An 18,058-nucleotide genomic window follows, 5' to 3' on the forward strand; every position below is an offset into this window, starting at 1 on the left:
ACGCCCTTGCCATTCGGATTGTCTTCCCCTCAGTCGGGGTGACTCCGCCCTCTTTCAGGCGGACGGGTTTGCCGGCTTCGCCGGGCAAACAAAAAGGCAGGATGGGTGTTGCCCATCCTGCCTTCCGATAATACAAATCGCTAATTAGGCGAACCGATTAGATAAGACCCAGTAGATCACCAAGTAATGGAATGTCGCCAAACAGATCCTCGCTACCCTCATTCAACTCTACCAGTGCTGATAAGAGGTCAATAACTACAGGGACCTCGCTCAAGTCAAAACCAGGAAGCCCAGTATGTGGTGCCTCGCCGGCAATAACGCCAACTAATTCTGATAACACCGGGACAGATTGCAGCTCATCAACCCCAGGAAAATCATCGAAACCTGGCAGCCCCTCCCCACCATCTGGAAAATTCGCAATGAGATCGAGTAAGACAGAAAGCGGGTTGTCACTCTCGAACGGTAGGCCGTTCAGCAGATCTCCTACCGGCAAAGCCCCAAGCACGTCATTGCCGTTCACAGACATTAAAGCATCATCTCGAATCAAGCTTAGCTGGGCCTTGGATTCAAGACTATTTGTGCCAACGACCATCCCGCCAGAACTGCCCAAGGTCCAGCCCACGGGCGATAACTTCCTCCTCTACACACTCACGCATGGCCCGGTAGATTGGTTCCCCTTTCTGCTTTTGCTGCCAGAAAACCGTGGCAAGGCGGCGGGCGAAGAATGGACAAGCGGCCTCTGGCTCCGCAAATTCATAGCTCATTACCCTGGATGCCCCGAACAAAGGCGCCAGCTGGCTCAGCTTGAAGTCCGGATCTTCCTGCTGGATGGCATCGAAAATGTCACGACCAGAGGCCGGTACCGGCATGAACAGATCGATATCGTCCGGGTAGCGGAACAGATAACGCAGGAGAATAGAGGTAGGGGCATCGATACGCTGGTTCGCCCGCTGGCGGAATCGATAGAAGGCTTTTACCTGAATACCAAATACCCAGTATGCCTCGGCACTGGTGAGGCCAAAGCTTTCCCGGAACAATGAGAAGGGGCTGTCACTGCGACCCAGAATCGGGCGTTGGGCGCGGCTATAGGAGGCCAGTTTCTGGTCAGACACCTCTTCGGTGTTGGTCCATTTACCTTTCTCGATCGCCTGCTCAGGACTGGTATCCCGTGAGGCGGCCTCGTCTTTCAGAATGCCAAGGTATTGATCGTTGAACCAGACCTGAAAGCGCTGATTCACGTCGTTTTCGAAGTTCAGCAGCAGTTCATCATTCATCCAGTCCGTTAGTGAATCCCGCTCGCGGAGCAGGGCCCAGACATTCAGGTTCTTTGCGGTGGCCAGGACATCAGCGGGCACCTCTGGGGTTTTGCTGGCCAATGCCGCGAGTGCGTCTGCGAATGCACGGGCATACTTTGCCACCACCAGTCGCTGCAGGCGAATGATGGGCAAACCGGCCCCTTGGGAGCCGTCAGCGCTCTCTGACAGCAGTTTGTAGGAAGAAATATACGAGCGGCCAAACAAAGGCGCAAAGCCCGCCTTGTTGGGTGTTCTGCCATCCGCCCCCGGCATAAACGGCTGCAGCAGGGAAAACACTTCCGGGTGGGAGGGGCGCAACGGAATGGGCACCCACTCCGGGTGTTTCAGCAGCAACCGCACCAAAATGGCCTGGCTTGGCCGCAATCCGGGAAGTTCGGCCACCGCGTCGTCGTCATCGGCCAGGCCCAGGGTTTCATCGGGCGTTACGTCTCGCCCGACCGTTTCGATAGAGCTTTTCGCTCGCTTAAGCTGGCTCAACCGATTCAACGGGACGTTCATCAGCATGGCCAGATCAAGATCACGGACTTCGCCGCCACCAAGGTAGCTCTCCAGCACTGCTTTGAGGCTCATCAGGGATTGGCCGTTGATCGGTTTTGACGGGTGAGTGAGTTCGCTTCTTGCCATGCTTTGCCTTTATCCTTTAATACTCATTGATAATATCCACACTGAATCACAAATGGCACGCTTTCGTTTTTGTATAATATTTTTCAATGTTACCATACGAAGCTGAACAGTCTGGGTGCTTCTGATGGACATTGAGCAAACGCTCTGAGGTGCAGAAAATAGTGCGCTGACCATTACCCAGGCTTTCATCATGCTGATTTTCCGGAGTGTAAAGCCACCGTGTCTGCCATTGGTACCAAAACGTTCTTCTTCTACGAGGGCGAACAGCAACCTGCAGAATACACCATCTGCCAACCTGACTATTTTCAGGGGCCGGATTTTCAGCTTCCCCGTAAAGGCATTACCCTCCTCTATGGCAACAAGGGCCCTGGCAGTCTGATCGGCGCTGCCGTTCGTGAAAGCGCATCGACAGGCTTGGGCGTCTGCTTTGCCGATATCAAAGTCGATATTGGCGATTGGGACAGCAATAAGCAGAAGCTGTCTACCTTCAACGCTTGCCGCTTCCTCAACTTGCCCCTGCGGGCCAACCGGGAAGTGCTGGACGACGTTAACCGGTTATGGAACCAGTGGCTGGACGCAGAATGCGCTCCCCGTGAGGATTTCCCCCGCAAGCCTTCCAACCGGATGGACCTGCTGGACAAACTGGTGGAGCTGGCCCCATATCGGGAGTTAACGGCCATTGCCTATGACGCCGTCACCCGCTTCGGTACCGCCAAGTTCGTCACCATCTACAACCTGGACGCCATTCTGGACGACCAGATTACCGTGATCCCACCGCAGACAACGCTTCGCTTCTCCCTGCCCGAAAACGCCTGACCCAATTGTTTATTTTTTCAAGCAAACCCTCCAAATTCTTTCTATAACTGTACTTGAACACTTCCTTACAACTTGATCTCAGATAAATCGGAGGCAGCGCCGACATTGTTTGATGGACATTCCCTATAACAAAATCGCGGAGTGCTTATGCGAAAGAACCTTCCTGTTACCAACACCGAGCGCACCTTCTCGCCCAGCCAGAAGTTGATTTCTTCCACCGACCTGAAAGGCAAGATCCGGCACTGTAATAAAGCATTCGTTGACGTCAGTGGCTTCAACCGTGAAGAGCTGATTGGCCAGCCCCACAATATTGTTCGCCACCCGGATATGCCGCCGGAGGCCTATGCCGAGATGTGGGGGTGTCTGAAAGCCGGTAAGCCCTGGATGGGATTGGTCAAGAACCGGTGCAAGAACGGCGATTTTTACTGGGTGAGCGCCTACGTCACACCAGTGACCGAAAACGGGGAGATCATCGGGTACGAGTCGGTTCGCTCCTGCCCTGCCCGGGAGGATGTGGCGCGGGCAGAGAAACTGTACGCGGGCATTCGGGCGGGTAAGCCAGCACTGAAACTTCGGGGTTATGCATCCGCTATTCCGCATATCCTTGTGGGCATTGTACTGGTCGCGGCAGGTCTCCTTTACGGTGCTGGGCAGGTTGCCGGGGCCACGGGCTTACTGGCATTCGTCTTTGTTGGGCGGCATGTCTGGGCAACGGTGTCACAATCGAATCTGATCACCTCCGTAATGGAACAAATGGGCAAGACCTTCACCAGCGATCTGGCGGCCCGGAGTTACACCGATGAAATGCTTGGCCTTGGCCGGCTGAAAGTGGCGGTGATGGCGCAGAAGGCGCACCTGGACGCGGTGCTAACCCGGCTTGAAGATTCATCTGCTGCGATGAGGTCGCACACCACGCGGGACCTCGAGATTGCCTACGACACGCAGCACACCATGCAGAAACAGCAGCAGGAAACCGAACAGGTGGCGGCTGCCATTCATGAGATGTCGGTGACCATCGGTGAGGTTTCACAGAACGTGCAACTGACTGCCGACAAGGCGGACAACGCCCGCCAGGCGTCTGATCAGGGTGTTGCCACCATCAACTCTACCCGGGCCGCCATCGAGAATTTGAAGCAGACCGTACACAACATCGGCCAATCGGTTAACGATCTGGCCCAGCAAACCCACCGGATTGCCTCTGCCGCGAAAATTATCGAAGACATCGCCGAACAGACCAACCTGCTTGCCCTGAATGCCGCCATCGAGGCAGCACGGGCTGGTGAACACGGCCGGGGCTTTGCGGTGGTGGCCGATGAAGTGCGCAACCTGGCCCGCCGAACCCGGGAATCGACCAAGGAGATTCATGGTGTGGTTTCCGAACTCATTGGCAAATCCGAGCAATCGGTGCAGGTCGCCGAAACCGGCGTGACAGCCGCTGATAATGGCCTGGAAAAGATGCTCGAAGCCCAGGCAAGCCTGTCAGACATAGCCGAGTATGTGGTCACTATCGCTGAAATGGCCCTGCAGATGGCTACCGCCGTTGAAGAACAGGCGCAGGTGTCTGATCAGATCAACGAACAGGTAGAACGCATCTCAAATATGGCGGAACAGAACCTGGTCAAGGGCGAGGAATCCACCCAAAGCGTGCGCGAGATGGGCGACATCGCTAAAGACCTGCACGAGCTGGTCGTCCGCTTCAAGTAAGAGTTGAACTTAAACTCATTAGCCTATCGCACTTCTTCAGCCCACTGCCTGATTCAGTATGGTTTATGTAATGATAAAAAGAGAAATGTGAATTCGCGTAATAGCGCACACTTTACGTTGGAAAGTTAGCTGCGAATAACAGAAACCGGCACCTTTACCTGCTGCTGTTTCTGCATGAAAGTGATAAGAACGATGGCCCGCTCCTCCCCATCGTAGGCCTGGAAGATAGCGCTGATACCCTTGAACGGCCCTTCGTCCAGCTCAACCGGCTGGCCCGGCTTGATACCGCCCTGCTCCGCAACTTTATCCAGGCTGACTTTGATGTGTTCAATCACCTCATCGGCGATGGCGGCCGGCTTGTTGGCAAACCCCACGATACGAGCAACACCCCGCGTGGAGCGAAGCTTCGACCACATGGGATCGGTCTGCTCCAGATTCACAAACAGATAACCGGGGAACAACGGCTCCAGCTTCCTGATCCGTCTACCCGCCTTGATCTTCTCCACTTCGACCTTCGGGTAGAAGCAGGCCACCTCCTGATTCTGCAAATGCTGCAGCGCCCGATCCCCTTGGGCCGGTTTGTGTTGTAAAGCATACCAAGTCATGAAAAATCCATCTTTGCATCTTTGGGGTCAGACCCCAGAACATTTGATCAGGTGAAATGTCTTGGGGTCTGACCCCAATTTCAAAAATACCAGCTACCCGCCGCAATGAAATGCGGATTCAGCACATCTTCCTTGCCGTATTTCAGGGGTTCGCCCTGGGGAGTTTGCACGCTGCCGCCAGCGGCCAGGAGGATGGCGTGAGCGGCGGCGGTGTCCCATTCGCTGGTGGGCCCCATGCGGGGATAGATGTCGGCATGGCCCTCCGCTATGCGGCAGAACTTCAGGGAGCTGCCCGCCTGCACGGTTTCGTGGGGGCCGAGGGTATCAATGAAGGCGCGGGTTTCATCGTTCAGGTGGTTCTTGCTGGCCACCACTCGCAGGGTCTCTCTGGGTTCGGCCACGCGAATGCGGTGTATGCGGCCAGTGCGATCACGCATGCTGGCGCCCTCGCCTTTGATGCCCCAGAAGGCTTCTTTCAGTGCCGGCGCGGTAACCACGCCCATCACCGGCTCGCCGTCTTCGATCATGGCGATGTTGACGGTGAACTCCCCTGTGCGCTGGGTGAAATCCTTGGTGCCGTCGATGGGGTCAATCAACCAGAAGCGACGCCAGTGTTTGCGCTCTTCCCAGGGAATCTCTGCGCCTTCTTCCGACAAGATCGGTATATCCCGCGTGAGGTTACGCAGCCCCTTCACGATAATGTCGTGGCTGGCCGTGTCAGCAGCGGTGATGGGTGACTGATCTTCCTTGTAATTCACCTTGAAGTCAGACTGGTAGATATGCAAAGCCTTCTCGCTGGCTTCATCTGCAATTCTGATCACTTCCGGAAGAATCGAGCTGTAATACATGTTTGCATCCCGCTGGCCGTATCTATCGCAATAATAGCAAATTTTGGGGTCAGACCCCCGGACATTTGATGGGGCGAAATGTCTTGGGGTCTGACCCCAACTTGAATTTTTGGGCCGGTTGCGGCAGATTGTTGCGGTTACAAATCAATTCACAAGGACTGTGAGATGCCCCGCCGACCACGGATTTGCCCGGCCGGGATGCCCCAGCATGTAATTCAGCGGGGGAATAACCGGCAGGAATGTTTTCAGGATTTGGCCGATCGCGCCACTTATGCGACCTATCTTTCCCGCTATCAACGGGAATTTCAGGTGGATATTCACGCCTGGGTACTGATGAGCAACCATACCCATCTGTTAGTGACGCCCAACGTTGAGGGCGCGCTTTCGAGCCTTATGAAGGCGGTTGGTCAGCGCTATGCCCAGTATTACAACCACAAATATGACCGTACCGGAACCTTGTGGGAGGGGCGGTTCAAGTCTTGCCTGGTGGATACCGACCAGTACTTTCTGCAATGCCAGCGCTATATCGAACTGAACCCGGTGAAGGCGGGCATGGTGGAGTATGCCGGGGACTATCAATGGTCCAGCTATAACTGCCATGCCTATGGGATGCGCTCGGGCATGCATACGCCGCACGACTGCTATCTGAACTTTCAACCCGATGCCGAGAGGCGCTTCATCAGCTACCGCTCGTTCGTCGCCAGTCCCAGCCCTGACGGAATGGATGAGCAGATTCACTATGCGGCGATCTCCGGCAAGCCGCTCGGTTCTGAAGAATTTCGGGAGCGGATCAAGGCGAAATTCGGAGAGTTCTAATTTGGGGTCAGACCCCAGGACATTTGAGGAGGTGAAATGTCCGGGGGTCTGACCCCAAATGGAATACGGTGCCTTTTTTGGCAAAGATTGCCATAATGGCTGTAATGGAGGATTTGATTATGGCAACCATGAACATATCTCTGCCCGATGCGATGAAAACCTGGGCGGAACAACAAGCGGAATCCGGCAGGTATTCCAATACCAGCGATTACGTTCGGGATTTGATTCGCAAGGACCAGGACCGGCGACAAAAGATCGAGCAGTTGCAGGCTCTTGTTTCGGCCGGAATTGCTAGCGGCGAGGGGACTCGTTCGATGGATGAACTCAAGGCTGCTGCAAGGCAACTCGCCATGGATGGAAAAATCGATGAACTACATTCTCAGCAGGAAAGCTGAAGAAGATATTATCTCTATATACCTCCACGGACTGGAAAACTTTGGCGACATTCAGGCCGACGCCTACCACACTAAATTACAGGCGTGCTTTGAGTCCCTTGCTCAAAACCCGCTGTCTGCAAATGAACGCCTGGAGTTGTCTCCACCGGTGAGGATTCACCCGGTTGGCGTGCATATCGTGATTTACCAACTCATTGACGCCCACAATATTTTTATTATCAGGGTGCGTCACGAGCGCGAAGACTGGCTATAGCAATTTGGGGTCAGACCCCAGGACATTTGATGAGGTGAAATGTCCGGGGGTCTGACCCCAATTTTATATTTCGACTTCTTCGAAGAGTTCGGGGACTTCGGCGGGCCAGCCGAATTTCTCGGTGATGCGTTTGCGCATGGTGTCGCTGGCGACGGGTTCGCCGTGGGTGACGTAGACTTTTTCTGGTTTCAGGGTGCCCTGCTCCAGCCAGGCCAGGATTTCGTTGTAGTCGCCGTGGGCGCTCATGGAATCGAGGTTGTGGATTTCAGCTTTCACTGGCCAGTATTCGCCGTGGATCTTGACGGATTCGACACCGCGTACGAGTGCATCACCACGGGTACCCGGCGCCTGGAAGCCGGCAAATACGACGCTGTTGCGGGGATTGGGCAACAGGGTTTTCAGGTGGTGCAGCACGCGGCCACCGGAGGCCATGCCACTGGCGGAGACAATCACGCAGGGGTAGCGCACGGCGTCCAGCTCGATGGATTCCTCAACGGTGCGGACGAATTCGGTTTTCTCATCCATCAGCTCACATTGGGCGCGGTTGAGTTTGTGCTCTTTGTGGTGCTGGCAGAATATTTCTGTGGCTTTGATGGCCATCGGGCTGTTCAGATACACCGGCAGTTTCGGGATCTTGCCCTGCCCCATGAGTTTGTGGATAACGTACAGAAGCATCTGAGCGCGGCCCACCGCGAATGCGGGCATTAGTACGATGCCACCGCGGCCGGCGGTTTTGGTGATGATGTCGGCCAGGTCGCCTTCCGGGTCTGATTCTCCGTGGGTACGGTCGCCGTAGGTGGATTCGCACACCAGGACGTCCGCATGCTGCAGGGGCTCGGGCGGCCGCATGATGAGATCATCCTGACGCCCCACATCACCGCTGAACACCACCGTGCGGGCGGCACCTTTGTGGTGAACGTGCACGCAGGATGAGCCCAGGATGTGCCCCGCCGGAGTGAAGCTCACTTCAAAGCCTTTCACGGGTTCGAACTTCTCGTGGTAGTGCATCGACTCGAAATGTTTGAGGGCTTCCCGGGCGTCTTTTTCGGTGAACAACGGCTCGGGTTTTTCGTGCTTGGAGAATTTCTTCCGGAACGCGTACTTGGCGTCTTCTTCCTGCAGGAAGCCGGCATCTGGCAGCAGCACTTTGCACAACTCGTGAGTTGCCTTGGTGCAGTAGATTTTGCCCTTGAATCCGTTTTTTACCAGTGCCGGCAGGTAGCCGGAGTGGTCAATGTGGGCGTGGGTGAGCACCACGGCATCGATGGTTGACGGATCTACCGGAAACGTGGCCCAGTTGCGCCGCCGCAAGGTTTTTACCCCCTGATACATGCCGCAATCCACCAGCAGGCGGTGGTTTTCATCAGAGAGCAAGTAGCGAGAACCGGTGACGGTGCCTGTGCCGCCGAGGAAGCGAAGTTTCATAGGCGTGTAAATCCTTGTCTGGTGGATATTATTTCCAGCTTAGCGCAAAAAGCTCCGAGGGTCTGTCCTCAGGGTCTGTCCCCGAACGGGGACTGACCCACCTTTGCCCGTCCGTTGCACTAAACAGGAGCCCATTGGTTCCAAAATGGGTCAGTCCCCGTTGGGGACAGACCCCGGGGACAGACCCTTAAACAGCGCCTTTAAACCCCTTGCCCACCAAATAAACCTCACGCGAGCGGGCTCTTGAGGAGTCGGGTTTTCTGACGACGACTTTGGTGAAAACGTCGCGCATGGCTTTGACGTAATCGTCATAGCCTTCGCCGTGGAAGACTTTGGCGACGAAGCTGCCTTTGGGTTTGAGGATCTGGCAGGCCATGTCCAGGGCGAGTTCCACCAGGTACATGGAGGCAGCCTGGTCGGCAGCGTTGACGCCGCTGATGTTGGGGGCCATGTCTGAGATGACCACATCGGCCCTGGCGCCATCCAGCGTGGCCATGATTTGATCAAATACTTCCTGCTCGGTGAAGTCACCCTGGATGAATTCGACGCCAGCGATGGCGTCCATAGGCAAGATGTCAGAGGCCACTACCCGACCTTTATGGCCAACCAGCTTGGCGGCGACCTGAGACCAGCCGCCGGGTGCGGAGCCCAGATCCACCACCAGATTGGTGGGCTGGATGAGGCGGTCTTTCTCGTTGATTTCCAACAGCTTGTAACTGGCGCGGGAACGGTAACCGTCCTGTTGCGCTTGTTTCACAAAGGGGTCGTTAACGTGCTCTTCGAGCCAGCGGTTACTGCTTTTGGAACGGGCCATGGTTTGCTATCTGCGTTCTTGCGGGAAAACCGCATTGTACGCTGCCACCAGCATCGCCGCAAAAGCACCGGCGCCTGACAAGCACCCGTCTCCAAAGTACAATGGCGGTCATTCTGACTTTCATTCCAACCCTAATCCGCCGGGCAGTCGCCGGGCGGCCTGGACACACCATGATTCGCGTTACCGAACTGGCTTTACCCCTTGACCACCCCGAGGCTGCCCTGAAAGCCGCGTTGCTGCATCGCCTGAAACTGAAAGACGATGAGCTACTGGATTTCACCGTGTTCAAGCGCAGCTACGACGCCCGCAAGAAGAACACCGAAATCAAGTTTGTTTACATCATTGATCTGGAAGTGCAAGACGAGGCTGCCGTGCTTGCCCGTTTCGCCAACGACACCCACGTTCGCCCCGCGCCGGATACCGCCTATTACCCGGTAGCGCAGGCGCCTGCTGGTTTGGAAGAGCGGCCGGTTGTGGTCGGCCTTGGCCCCTGCGGTTTGTTTGCGGCTTTGTTGCTGGCGCAGATGGGCTTCAGGCCGGTTGTTCTGGAGCGGGGCAAGGATGTACGCCGGCGCACCAAAGACACCTGGGCGTTGTGGCGAAAGAAACAGCTTTCGCCGGAATCCAACGTGCAGTTTGGCGAGGGCGGCGCCGGGCTGTTTTCCGATGGCAAGCTGTATAGCCAGATCAAAGACCCGAAGTTTTACGGCCGCAAGGTGATGGCGGAGTTCGTCAAAACGGGCGCGCCGGAAGAAATTCTGTACGTGAGCAAGCCCCATATCGGCACCTTCCGGCTGACTGGCGTGGTGTCAAAAATGCGCGAGGAGATCATTCGCCTGGGTGGCGAGATTCGCTTCGAACAGAAAGTCACCGACCTGCTGGTGGATAATGGCCAGGTGAAAGGGGTGGAACTGGCCAGTGGCGAGCAGCTGATGAGCCGGCATGTGGTGATGGCTCTGGGTCACAGCGCCCGGGAGACGTTCCGGATGCTGCACCGGCGCGGCGTGTTTCTGGAAGCCAAGCCCTTCGCCATCGGGTTTCGGATTGAGCACCCGCAGAGCCTGATAGACCACGCCCGGCTGGGCAAATACGCCGGCCACCCGGAACTGGGTGCGGCGGACTACAAGTTGGTTTACCACGCCAGCAACGGTCGTGCGGTGTACAGCTTTTGCATGTGCCCCGGCGGCACCGTAGTGGCGGCCACTTCCGAACCGGGGCGAGTGGTTACTAACGGCATGAGCCAGTATTCCCGCAACGAACGCAACGCCAACTCCGGCATCGTGGTGAATATCGACCCCGAGCAAGACTTTCCAGGTGGCCCGCTGGCCGGCGTCGAACTGCAGGAGCAACTGGAAGCCAATGCCTACAAGCTGGGCGGCAGCGATTACTGCGCACCGGGGCAATTGGTGGGGGATTTCATCGCGGGTAAGCCGTCTGAAAAACTCGGCGAGGTGGTTCCGTCCTACAAACCCGGTATTCGATTAGGCGACTTGGCTCCTTCCCTGCCACCCTATGCCATCGAGGCTATCCGCGAAGCTCTGCCCGCGTTCGGCCGGCAGATTCGCGGCTTCGACCGGGCCGATGCGGTGCTAACCGGCATTGAAACCCGCACCTCCTCCCCGGTGCGCATCACCCGCGACCGGGACACCCTGCAAAGCCTGAACACCCGCGGCCTGTACCCGGCCGGAGAAGGCGCAGGTTACGCAGGTGGCATTTTGTCTGCCGGGGTGGATGGCATCAAGGTAGCCGAAGCGGTTGCCAAAGCCATAATGGCTGATCTGGAAACCGCCGGGAGCAATCCATCGTGAAGCTGGACGACATAAAGAAACTACACCAGAAAAAATACCGCCAGGCCTTCGGGCATTTTCTGGTAGAGGGGGAGCATCTGGTATTGGAGCTGGAAAAGGCTTGTGGTCAGGCGCCTTCCACCTGGGGACAAGCGCAGCTCTATGTCACCAGCGCCTACGAACACTGGAACAGCCCCTGGCCGAAGCACCTGGTCAGCGCCCGGCAAATGGCCCTGCTGGCAGACACCAAAACGCCCCAGGGTATTCTGGCGGTGGTACCAATGCCGCCGGCGCCAGCCGAAAGCTCAGCGCCTGGTCAAAAAGCCGTTTACCTGCACGAAGTCCAGGACCCCGGCAACCTGGGCACCATCTTGCGCACCTTGGCCTGGTTCGGTGGCATGCGCTGCCTGCTCAGCCCTGGCAGTGTCGACCCGTTCAACCCGAAAGTGGTTCGTGCCAGCATGGGGGCGATTTTTCACGTGCCGATTGAAACCGAGGTTTCACTGGACACTCTCGCCGACCGTTATCGTCGCATCGCCTGCCTGGATATCGGTGGCGACCCCATCGCCAATCCGGCTTTCGCAGAACACGACTGCTACCTGTTCGGCAACGAAGCCCGCGGCGTGCCGCAGGAAGCTTTGAACGAGCTAGCTGCCCAGCGCTTCACCATTCCCGGAGCGGCGAAGATCGAGTCCCTGAATCTGGCCTCTGCGGTAAATATGGCGGTTTACGAGCTGAACCGGGGCGCCATCGCGAGCGTTGCATCCCCCTTCGAGGCAAACCAATGATTCGTAATTACGTGATCGGAACCCTTTCCCTCGGAGTATTCCTGGCCTTCATCCTGGCCATGGTGCTGATGGTGCAACTGCACCGCTACGGCATCGCCGTGGATGTCGCCCGCCTCGAAAACCTGCAAACCTGGGCCGGCGACGACGAACAGCGACAGGCGCAGATGCAGAGATACTTCGAACGCTGCATCTCCAACCACCGGGACCCGGAAGACAAACGCAGCCCGGAGCACATTCGCGCGTTGTACCAATGTGCCGAAGAGCACGGCTCCCCCGAGATCGCCCAGGTGGTGCGGCAGGCGCCAAACACCGTAAAAGCCCCGGCACCCCTGCGCTGGTTCTGGTAATCCAGGTTGGGGTCAGACCCCAGGACATTTGATGGGGTGAAATGTCTTGGGGTCTGACCCCATCATTCCTTCATGATTCGCACGGCCCGTTCATCCATGCAGCTTCGGACAAACGAGTTCATCGCCTTCTGGTCACCAGATTCGTAAAAATCCAGCATCAGTTCATTGAACTCCAGCTGACGTGAAGCAGGGATATTAATAGCGGGGTATCCGTTATTCAGCAGGTGGCCGTTCATTATAAACCGGCCCATGCGCTTATTAACATCGTAGAAGAACTGGCAACGGGCCATGGTCAGGAAGATGTGAATGGCCTGGTCATAGACATCCTCATATTGATGCATCGCGTCAATCATGCGCTCGAATAGACCCGGAAGCCCACTTGCCGGCGGCGGTTCGTAATCAGTACCCGCAATCAGCACAGAACCGGTGCGAAAGCATCCCCACTCCAATGCTTCTTCCTTGGCTGCAATAGCGTGAAGTTCCGTAGCACACTCTTTGGTCAGTGCGAACTGCCCTGCCCTGATCATCTGAAACAGCCGTTTCCAGGCGTCTCCCTGGTTGACGGCGATTTGCTGATCACTCAGTTTATGCCCACCCACGGTGATGCCTTGCAGCAGGGTCTGCACCTCGGGAAGTGTGAAATTAATACCCTCCAGCCGCACGGCATCGTATACAAAAACCGACACGGCTCGCTGGGCAAGCATGAGCGCCTTATCGCGGTTTGGCTTCATCGACCAATGCACATCAGTTGGGAAAGAAGGCTGGCGCCCGCTCATGACTGGAACCTCAAGTAGCCAATGTACAGAAAACGTACCTTTGTTGGACGTTCCAGTATTACGTGATTGCCGGTATCAAAACAAGGTAGCCTTGGCTAAGCGAACGGAACGTCGGGTTTCCCGTGAAGTTGGGGTCAGACCCCGGAACATTTCAGGTCACCAAATGTCTTGGGGTCTGACCCCAAATTTAAACGGGAGCTATTCGTTATGGCACGCCTCTTTCTTCTTGCCCTCTCCATGGCCACAAGCGCTGCTCTCTCGACATCGGCCAAAGCTGATGAAACACGAGACTGGACGCTAACGGTCGAAACCGGGCCCGTCTGGCTTTCCCGCAACGATGTTCAGATACCCAACGACAATGCCGGGGATCGCTTTGATCTGCTGAAACTGACCGGCCAAGGAGCCGACCCGTATTTGCGTGCGCACCTGGCCTACCAGCTATCTGACAAGCATTCCGTCAGCCTTCTTTATGCCCCATTACGCACTTATGGCCATGGCACGCTGCCCGACGATGTGCGCTTTGCTGGGGAAACATTCGAAGCAGGAAGCAGCGTAAAAGGCGTGTATAAATTCAACACCTACCGGCTCGGTTGGCGCTATCACTGGCCTGAACATGGCGACTGGAAACTAAGCGCCGGCGCCACGCTGCTGGTCCGCGATGCCAATGTTCGACTCAGCCAGGGCACCACAAGCGCCGATGACCCAGACCTTGGCGTAGTCCCACTGCTGTCTTTTCAGGCCCGCCGGGCACTGGCCCAGCGCTGGGCTCTGGAGTTTGACGTGGAGGGCCTTGGCGCGCCCCAGGGCCGGGCGATTGATGCCGCCGTGGCCGTAACCTATCAACTGTCGCCGCAACTGGAAGGCCGGCTCGGCTACCGAACTCTGGAAGGCGGAGCAGATAACGACACCGTCTACACCTTTGCCTGGGCCCACTATGGCTTGCTGGGATTAAGCTACCGCTTTTAGAGGTGCGCGGTTGGCCATCCCAATTTGGGGTCAGACCCCAGAACATTTGGTGGGGTGAAATGTCTTGGGGTCTGACCCCAGATGATCAGCCGTGGTATCCTTGCCGCCCTGTTTCCAGCACATCCGTTCATGTCCAAATAGCTTAGGCTTTATTATGCGAATGATTATCCGAGCTTTTTTCCGTCTGCTTCGGTTGGTTCTTACACCCTTTATGTTGCTTTCGGAGAAACTCAGCACCCCCAAGGCCATCAGCCGCTCGCCTGAGCAGCAAGCGGCGATTGATAAAGCCACCGAAAACCTGGCGCTTTACCAGTTCCGGGCCTGCCCGTTTTGCATCAAAGTTCGTAAAGAGATGGCCCGGCTGGGGCTGAATATCGAGCTGCGTGATGCACAACATGACCCGGCGCATCGTGAGGATCTTTTGAATGGCGGCGGCGCCGTTAAAGTGCCCTGCCTGCTGATCACCAATGACCAGGGTGAGAAGCAATGGATGTATGAATCTGGTGATATCAACGCCTGGCTCAATCGGCAGTTTGGATAAATAAGGGGTAATGACCATGTTAAACGTAAACGAATACTTCGACGGCAAAGTAAAATCCATTGCCTTCCAAGGTGAGTCTCTGCCTGCAACCGTAGGTGTGATCAGTTCCGGTGAGTACGAGTTCGGCACCAGTAAAAAAGAAGTGATGACCGTTGTCAGCGGCGCATTAACCGTTCAGCTTCCGGGTAGCGATAGCTGGACCCGCTACGGAGCCGGTGATGCCTTTGAAGTAGCGGCCAACACTAGTTTCAAGGTAAAGGCTGACGTAGATACCGCCTACTTCTGCACCTACGAATAATAACATTGGGGTCAGACCCCAGAACATTTGGCGGGGTGAAATGTCTTGGGGTCTGACCCCAAATTCACAAATTCACTCACCCTCGCCGTTGTGATCGGATAAACGGCCAGATTGTGCTGACTGGTGAGTTCGTTCCATTTCCCGCTCCAGAAAGTAGCTCAGCACCACCCTGATCAGCACAACAGCACCGAGCATGGCAATGTGCTCCCATGCGGGTGCTATAACGCTTTTGATGATGTCTGCGCCGATAAAAATATCCAGCGCCAACAGAAGATGAGCACCCAGGCGCTCACGAATACGAGCAGTTTTTCTCACCAGCTTCGCGTGAGCGCCCCTGTGGCCAGCCAGCAGTGTGAGGAAACGAATTACAGCCTCCGCGACACCCCAGGTAACCACAGCCACACCCAACAGGCTTATCAGGTAGAACAACGTCGTCACGATACGGACAGTCAGGTCTTCGAGCATGAAGTCTCCAGGTGTGTGGGCATGAGATGCTGCCCGTAGAACAGCATCTCATTCAGATTGTAGCTGGTGGAAAACGTTGTCGCCGTGCGAGTTGGAGTGACGACTATTTGGTTCGCTTACTAATGGCCTGATTTCAGTGATATGTTTAATGGCTATTGACGGCGAGAGTCCAGCTTGCTGATGGTTCTGAGACACGGGTAATGATCAGCGGGCCCGGTCTTCAGCCCGGGCAGAGCATCCAACTGATTGAGCAGCGATTTCCCGATGGGACTCTGCGTTACAGCTACCCCAGGGCAGAGCTATAGTAGCCAGTACAGGGGGAGGCAGTTGCCCATGATCATAATGGCTTTGTTTGTTCTGACACTGGGCGTTGTAAGCGTTGCCTCACTGGTAACGGGGAAGTTCACGCCGTGGTCATCACAGCCGGTCTATTTCCGGCAACGCCCGGTTGTTTTTTTGGCGTGCGTTGCCGCCTGTTTGATCGTTATGGTTTGCCTGATGGCCATGCTGTGGGCGTGGTTTTGGTAGCTTGTTGAGTGATCTTAGAGCCTGTCCATGACCAGGCCCCCTGTCCAGCATGAGAGCAACTCCTTTTGGCGGTTGATAGGAATTATAAATACAAAATCTCGATGCCCTTCCTTCTCACAAGGTTCAACAATTTCAGCGATGCTCCGGCAGGCTTTTTCTCACCCGTCTCCCACTTCTGAACGGTTGAAACACTCACATTAAGAATGGCAGCAAACACAGCCTGACTCATACGGGTCTGGCTGCGAATATTCCGGATTTCTTCCGGCGGGAGCTCTCTACTGTCAGTGCGACACAGCTCTTCGTATTCGCCGAGTCGCCGTTTACCTATTAACCCAACGGCATGGAGTTCCAATGCTGTTTCTCGAATTTCATTCAACAGCCGGTTGTCTCTTTCAGTGGTTGCCATAAGTAATCTCTTTCAACACTTTGCTTATGTGAGCTTTCTGCAGCTCCTGGTCTGAATACTGCAACAAATCTGCTGCCAACGCCTTTAGTGCTCGCAACTCCCTGGCCGACAGGTCTGAACGTTCGTTCTTGGCAAACCCAAACACAAAGAACCAACGGTCACCCAAGTTGGTGGCAACAAGCGCTCTCGAGCCACCTCTCTTGCCATGACTGTGCGATGCAATCCTTTTCTTAAAAACTCCACCACCAAGATCCGCATCTATCAGACCTTCATTCATTTCCATAACTGCCTGGCGGAGATCATCATCGCTCACTCCGTTTTTCCGCATCCATCGATAAAACGTTTTCGTTCTGAAGATCCTTATCATACGCAAACCATACCACTGAGTGGAACACCCGAACCAATAACATTTATAAGCCAGTTATATCCGGCAACAAGGTGCTGTACATATATACAGCTTTTAATTATTGATGCATGATATGACCATGTCAACAGTCACGGAAGACAAGGCCCCCACCATGCCCAAAGCCAGAGCAGAACTGGTCAGCGTTTCAGACACCCCCTTCTACCACGTGATCTCACGCTGCGTGCGCCGCACCTTCCTGTGTGCGGGCAAGATCGCGCCACCGGGCGCTGTTATGAGCACAGGCGAGGATGGATTGAAGAGCGAATCCGGCTTCTGGCATCGGTGTTTGCGCTAGATGTGGCCGCGTATGCGGTGATGTCGAACCACTACCACCTGGTGGTGAAACTCAGCCCGGATGAGGTGGAGCCGTGGAGCATGGATGAGGTGCTGGCGCGCTGGTGCAGCCTTTACAAGGGGCCACCACTGGTGCAGAGGTATCACCGGGGCGATGAGCTATGCGCTGCAGAGCTTCGGCGAGTGGAGGAGTACGCTGAAACCTTCCGGCAGCGGTTGGCGGATTTGAGCTGGTTTATGAAATGCCTGAATGAGCCAATTGCGAGGCAGGCCAACCGGGAAGATGAGTGCACGGGCCATTTCTGGGAGAGTAGATTCAAATCCCAGGCTCTGGATACCGAGGAGGCCCTTCTCTCCTGCATGGTCTACGTCGATCTGAACCCAATCCGCGCTGCCATGGCAGAAACACCGGAGACTTCCGACCACACAAGCATTAAAGAACGCATTCACCCAACCTTTGATCTAGCGGAAGCTATTGCACGACAAACGGAACAGCGGGCGCTGAATGAGTTTTCGGTGCCGTTAAAACCGCTGCTAGGTTTTGAAGGCGTGATTCGAAACGGCTTCCAGCGAGGCATCCTGTTCAGCTTTGAAGATTACCTGGAACTGGTGGATTGCACCGGGCGGATCAGCCGAAGCGACAAACGGGGCGCTATTGATGAAAAGGCGCTGCCGATTCTGGAACGATTGAATCTGGACCCGGAACGATGGTGCCGCCGGGCGACCGCGTTTGAGGACAGTTACCAGGATTACCGAAATCCTGGACGGCGACGACGAGCGGCTTAGGCTCCCTCCCCTTCTTTCTTACTCAGGCTAGTGTCTGTCCATAATGGTTTAGTG

General features: G+C 55.8%; 23 protein-coding genes. 13 read left to right on the forward strand and 10 right to left on the reverse strand.

The features are described 5' to 3' along the window. Nucleotides 1-157 precede the first annotated feature (157 nt). Together ABIE59_RS15715 and ABIE59_RS15720 are read right to left on the reverse strand one after the other, a co-directional pair. Nucleotides 158-526 (reverse strand): hypothetical protein, encoded by a 369-nt coding sequence (locus tag ABIE59_RS15715; RefSeq protein WP_354448400.1) that lies wholly within the window; start codon nt 524-526, stop codon nt 158-160. A 46-nt stretch (nt 527-572) separates the two neighbouring features. Beyond that, on the reverse strand, nt 573-1,940 hold the full coding sequence (locus ABIE59_RS15720) for a hypothetical protein (protein ID WP_354448402.1): 1,368 nt from the start codon (nt 1,938-1,940) through the stop codon (nt 573-575). A gap of 219 nt (nt 1,941-2,159) precedes the next feature. Between ABIE59_RS15720 and ABIE59_RS15725 the strand changes: the two genes are divergently transcribed. Both ABIE59_RS15725 and ABIE59_RS15730 read left to right on the forward strand, forming a co-directional pair. Continuing rightward, nucleotides 2,160-2,756, forward strand: a complete 597-nt coding sequence (locus ABIE59_RS15725) for a hypothetical protein (protein WP_061331476.1) — start codon at nt 2,160-2,162, stop codon at nt 2,754-2,756. Between the two features lie 147 nt (nt 2,757-2,903). After that, on the forward strand, nt 2,904-4,460 hold the full coding sequence (locus tag ABIE59_RS15730; protein WP_354448404.1) for a methyl-accepting chemotaxis protein: 1,557 nt from the start codon (nt 2,904-2,906) through the stop codon (nt 4,458-4,460). 125 nt (nt 4,461-4,585) lie between these two features. On the opposite strand, the gene rfaH is transcribed toward ABIE59_RS15730, so the two are convergent. Together rfaH and cysQ are read right to left on the reverse strand one after the other, a co-directional pair. After that, on the reverse strand, nt 4,586-5,065 hold the full coding sequence (rfaH, locus tag ABIE59_RS15735) for a transcription/translation regulatory transformer protein RfaH (protein ID WP_354448406.1): 480 nt from the start codon (nt 5,063-5,065) through the stop codon (nt 4,586-4,588). An 80-nt stretch (nt 5,066-5,145) separates the two neighbouring features. Next, a complete protein-coding gene (gene cysQ / locus ABIE59_RS15740) occupies nt 5,146-5,913 on the reverse strand; it encodes a 3'(2'),5'-bisphosphate nucleotidase CysQ (protein ID WP_286922177.1) in 768 nt (255 codons plus the stop codon). A gap of 198 nt (nt 5,914-6,111) precedes the next feature. Here cysQ and ABIE59_RS15745 point away from each other — a divergent pair, with 198 nt between their 5' ends. The 3 genes from ABIE59_RS15745 to ABIE59_RS15755 all read left to right on the forward strand — a co-directional run bounded on the left by ABIE59_RS15745 (nt 6,112) and on the right by ABIE59_RS15755 (nt 7,377). Next, a complete protein-coding gene (locus ABIE59_RS15745) occupies nt 6,112-6,729 on the forward strand; it encodes a transposase (protein WP_354448524.1) in 618 nt (205 codons plus the stop codon). A 119-nt stretch (nt 6,730-6,848) separates the two neighbouring features. After that, entirely contained in the window at nt 6,849-7,124 is a 276-nt protein-coding gene (locus tag ABIE59_RS15750) for a type II toxin-antitoxin system ParD family antitoxin (protein WP_354448408.1), read from the forward strand. Then, nucleotides 7,096-7,377 carry a type II toxin-antitoxin system RelE/ParE family toxin gene (locus tag ABIE59_RS15755; RefSeq protein ID WP_354448410.1) on the forward strand — a complete coding sequence of 94 codons (282 nt, stop codon included), beginning with the start codon at nt 7,096-7,098 and terminating at the stop codon, nt 7,375-7,377. Before ABIE59_RS15750 ends, ABIE59_RS15755 begins: the two co-directional genes overlap by 29 nt. A gap of 63 nt (nt 7,378-7,440) precedes the next feature. Here ABIE59_RS15755 and ABIE59_RS15760 read toward each other — a convergent pair whose 3' ends face one another. Together ABIE59_RS15760 and rlmE are read right to left on the reverse strand one after the other, a co-directional pair. Next, nucleotides 7,441-8,802, reverse strand: coding sequence for an MBL fold metallo-hydrolase RNA specificity domain-containing protein (locus ABIE59_RS15760; RefSeq protein ID WP_354448412.1), 1,362 nt, complete (start codon nt 8,800-8,802; stop codon nt 7,441-7,443). A 187-nt stretch (nt 8,803-8,989) separates the two neighbouring features. Next, nucleotides 8,990-9,616 (reverse strand): 23S rRNA (uridine(2552)-2'-O)-methyltransferase RlmE, encoded by a 627-nt coding sequence (rlmE, locus tag ABIE59_RS15765; RefSeq protein WP_354448414.1) that lies wholly within the window; start codon nt 9,614-9,616, stop codon nt 8,990-8,992. Nucleotides 9,617-9,786: 170 nt separating this feature from the next. Here rlmE and ABIE59_RS15770 point away from each other — a divergent pair, with 170 nt between their 5' ends. Genes ABIE59_RS15770 through ABIE59_RS15780 form a run of 3 tightly spaced genes read left to right on the forward strand, consistent with a single transcriptional unit; the run spans nt 9,787 to nt 12,538 of the window. Further along, nucleotides 9,787-11,424: an NAD(P)/FAD-dependent oxidoreductase gene (locus ABIE59_RS15770; RefSeq protein ID WP_354448416.1), complete on the forward strand. Its 1,638-nt coding sequence runs from the start codon at nt 9,787-9,789 to the stop codon at nt 11,422-11,424. After that, nucleotides 11,421-12,191, forward strand: a complete 771-nt coding sequence (locus ABIE59_RS15775; protein ID WP_354448418.1) for a TrmH family RNA methyltransferase — start codon at nt 11,421-11,423, stop codon at nt 12,189-12,191. The genes ABIE59_RS15770 and ABIE59_RS15775 overlap by 4 nt, the downstream gene beginning before the upstream one ends. Then, nucleotides 12,188-12,538: a hypothetical protein gene (locus ABIE59_RS15780; protein ID WP_354448420.1), complete on the forward strand. Its 351-nt coding sequence runs from the start codon at nt 12,188-12,190 to the stop codon at nt 12,536-12,538. The genes ABIE59_RS15775 and ABIE59_RS15780 overlap by 4 nt, the downstream gene beginning before the upstream one ends. Nucleotides 12,539-12,600: 62 nt before the next feature. Here ABIE59_RS15780 and ABIE59_RS15785 read toward each other — a convergent pair whose 3' ends face one another. Next, nucleotides 12,601-13,314: a Fic family protein gene (locus tag ABIE59_RS15785; RefSeq protein WP_354448422.1), complete on the reverse strand. Its 714-nt coding sequence runs from the start codon at nt 13,312-13,314 to the stop codon at nt 12,601-12,603. Nucleotides 13,315-13,521: 207 nt separating this feature from the next. Here ABIE59_RS15785 and ABIE59_RS15790 point away from each other — a divergent pair, with 207 nt between their 5' ends. From ABIE59_RS15790 to ppnP, 3 genes are all read left to right on the forward strand, one after another. Continuing rightward, nucleotides 13,522-14,280 carry a hypothetical protein gene (locus ABIE59_RS15790; RefSeq protein WP_354448424.1) on the forward strand — a complete coding sequence of 253 codons (759 nt, stop codon included), beginning with the start codon at nt 13,522-13,524 and terminating at the stop codon, nt 14,278-14,280. Nucleotides 14,281-14,434: 154 nt separating this feature from the next. After that, nucleotides 14,435-14,821 (forward strand): glutaredoxin family protein, encoded by a 387-nt coding sequence (locus tag ABIE59_RS15795; RefSeq protein WP_354448426.1) that lies wholly within the window; start codon nt 14,435-14,437, stop codon nt 14,819-14,821. Between the two features lie 16 nt (nt 14,822-14,837). Further along, complete coding sequence (gene ppnP / locus ABIE59_RS15800; RefSeq protein WP_286250885.1) at nt 14,838-15,119, forward strand: pyrimidine/purine nucleoside phosphorylase; 282 nt, start codon at nt 14,838-14,840, stop codon at nt 15,117-15,119. A gap of 72 nt (nt 15,120-15,191) precedes the next feature. Here the strand turns inward: ppnP and ABIE59_RS15805 are convergent, their stop codons facing one another. From ABIE59_RS15805 to ABIE59_RS15815, 3 genes are all read right to left on the reverse strand, one after another. Further along, the gene (locus tag ABIE59_RS15805) at nt 15,192-15,584 is read right to left on the reverse strand and encodes a DUF1622 domain-containing protein (RefSeq protein WP_354448428.1); all 393 of its coding nucleotides are present in this window, start codon (nt 15,582-15,584) and stop codon (nt 15,192-15,194) included. Nucleotides 15,585-16,194: 610 nt separating this feature from the next. After that, a complete protein-coding gene (locus tag ABIE59_RS15810) occupies nt 16,195-16,518 on the reverse strand; it encodes a helix-turn-helix domain-containing protein (protein WP_354448430.1) in 324 nt (107 codons plus the stop codon). Beyond that, on the reverse strand, nt 16,505-16,885 hold the full coding sequence (locus ABIE59_RS15815; protein ID WP_269063700.1) for a type II toxin-antitoxin system RelE/ParE family toxin: 381 nt from the start codon (nt 16,883-16,885) through the stop codon (nt 16,505-16,507). The genes ABIE59_RS15810 and ABIE59_RS15815 overlap by 14 nt, the downstream gene beginning before the upstream one ends. A 118-nt stretch (nt 16,886-17,003) precedes the next feature. Here ABIE59_RS15815 and ABIE59_RS15820 point away from each other — a divergent pair, with 118 nt between their 5' ends. Together ABIE59_RS15820 and ABIE59_RS15825 are read left to right on the forward strand one after the other, a co-directional pair. Then, a complete protein-coding gene (locus ABIE59_RS15820; protein ID WP_354448432.1) occupies nt 17,004-17,219 on the forward strand; it encodes a hypothetical protein in 216 nt (71 codons plus the stop codon). Between the two features lie 2 nt (nt 17,220-17,221). Beyond that, nucleotides 17,222-18,004 (forward strand): transposase, encoded by a 783-nt coding sequence (locus ABIE59_RS15825; protein ID WP_354448434.1) that lies wholly within the window; start codon nt 17,222-17,224, stop codon nt 18,002-18,004. The last annotated feature ends 54 nt before the right edge of the window (nt 18,005-18,058 follow it).

Origin of the sequence: Marinobacter sp. MBR-99 (assembly GCF_040547575.1) — a bacterium.
In the GTDB taxonomy this organism is placed as follows: Bacteria; Pseudomonadota; Gammaproteobacteria; order Pseudomonadales; family Oleiphilaceae; genus Marinobacter.

Coding starts and splice junctions, on each gene's coding strand:
- ABIE59_RS15810 (WP_354448430.1), bottom strand. CDS start 16,518: ATGGCAACCACTGAAAGAGACAACCGGCTGTTGAATGAAATTCGAGAA.
- ABIE59_RS15755 (WP_354448410.1), top strand. CDS start 7,096: ATGAACTACATTCTCAGCAGGAAAGCTGAAGAAGATATTATCTCTATA.
- ppnP (WP_286250885.1), top strand. CDS start 14,838: ATGTTAAACGTAAACGAATACTTCGACGGCAAAGTAAAATCCATTGCC.
- rfaH (WP_354448406.1), bottom strand. CDS start 5,065: ATGACTTGGTATGCTTTACAACACAAACCGGCCCAAGGGGATCGGGCG.
- ABIE59_RS15820 (WP_354448432.1), top strand. CDS start 17,004: ATGTCAACAGTCACGGAAGACAAGGCCCCCACCATGCCCAAAGCCAGA.
- ABIE59_RS15770 (WP_354448416.1), top strand. CDS start 9,787: ATGATTCGCGTTACCGAACTGGCTTTACCCCTTGACCACCCCGAGGCT.
- ABIE59_RS15750 (WP_354448408.1), top strand. CDS start 6,849: ATGGCAACCATGAACATATCTCTGCCCGATGCGATGAAAACCTGGGCG.
- ABIE59_RS15745 (WP_354448524.1), top strand. CDS start 6,112: ATGCCCCAGCATGTAATTCAGCGGGGGAATAACCGGCAGGAATGTTTT.
- ABIE59_RS15715 (WP_354448400.1), bottom strand. CDS start 526: ATGTCTGTGAACGGCAATGACGTGCTTGGGGCTTTGCCGGTAGGAGAT.
- ABIE59_RS15805 (WP_354448428.1), bottom strand. CDS start 15,584: ATGCTCGAAGACCTGACTGTCCGTATCGTGACGACGTTGTTCTACCTG.
- ABIE59_RS15780 (WP_354448420.1), top strand. CDS start 12,188: ATGATTCGTAATTACGTGATCGGAACCCTTTCCCTCGGAGTATTCCTG.
- ABIE59_RS15760 (WP_354448412.1), bottom strand. CDS start 8,802: ATGAAACTTCGCTTCCTCGGCGGCACAGGCACCGTCACCGGTTCTCGC.
- cysQ (WP_286922177.1), bottom strand. CDS start 5,913: ATGTATTACAGCTCGATTCTTCCGGAAGTGATCAGAATTGCAGATGAA.
- ABIE59_RS15790 (WP_354448424.1), top strand. CDS start 13,522: ATGGCACGCCTCTTTCTTCTTGCCCTCTCCATGGCCACAAGCGCTGCT.
- ABIE59_RS15730 (WP_354448404.1), top strand. CDS start 2,904: ATGCGAAAGAACCTTCCTGTTACCAACACCGAGCGCACCTTCTCGCCC.
- ABIE59_RS15785 (WP_354448422.1), bottom strand. CDS start 13,314: ATGAGCGGGCGCCAGCCTTCTTTCCCAACTGATGTGCATTGGTCGATG.
- ABIE59_RS15795 (WP_354448426.1), top strand. CDS start 14,435: ATGCGAATGATTATCCGAGCTTTTTTCCGTCTGCTTCGGTTGGTTCTT.
- ABIE59_RS15720 (WP_354448402.1), bottom strand. CDS start 1,940: ATGGCAAGAAGCGAACTCACTCACCCGTCAAAACCGATCAACGGCCAA.
- rlmE (WP_354448414.1), bottom strand. CDS start 9,616: ATGGCCCGTTCCAAAAGCAGTAACCGCTGGCTCGAAGAGCACGTTAAC.
- ABIE59_RS15815 (WP_269063700.1), bottom strand. CDS start 16,885: ATGATAAGGATCTTCAGAACGAAAACGTTTTATCGATGGATGCGGAAA.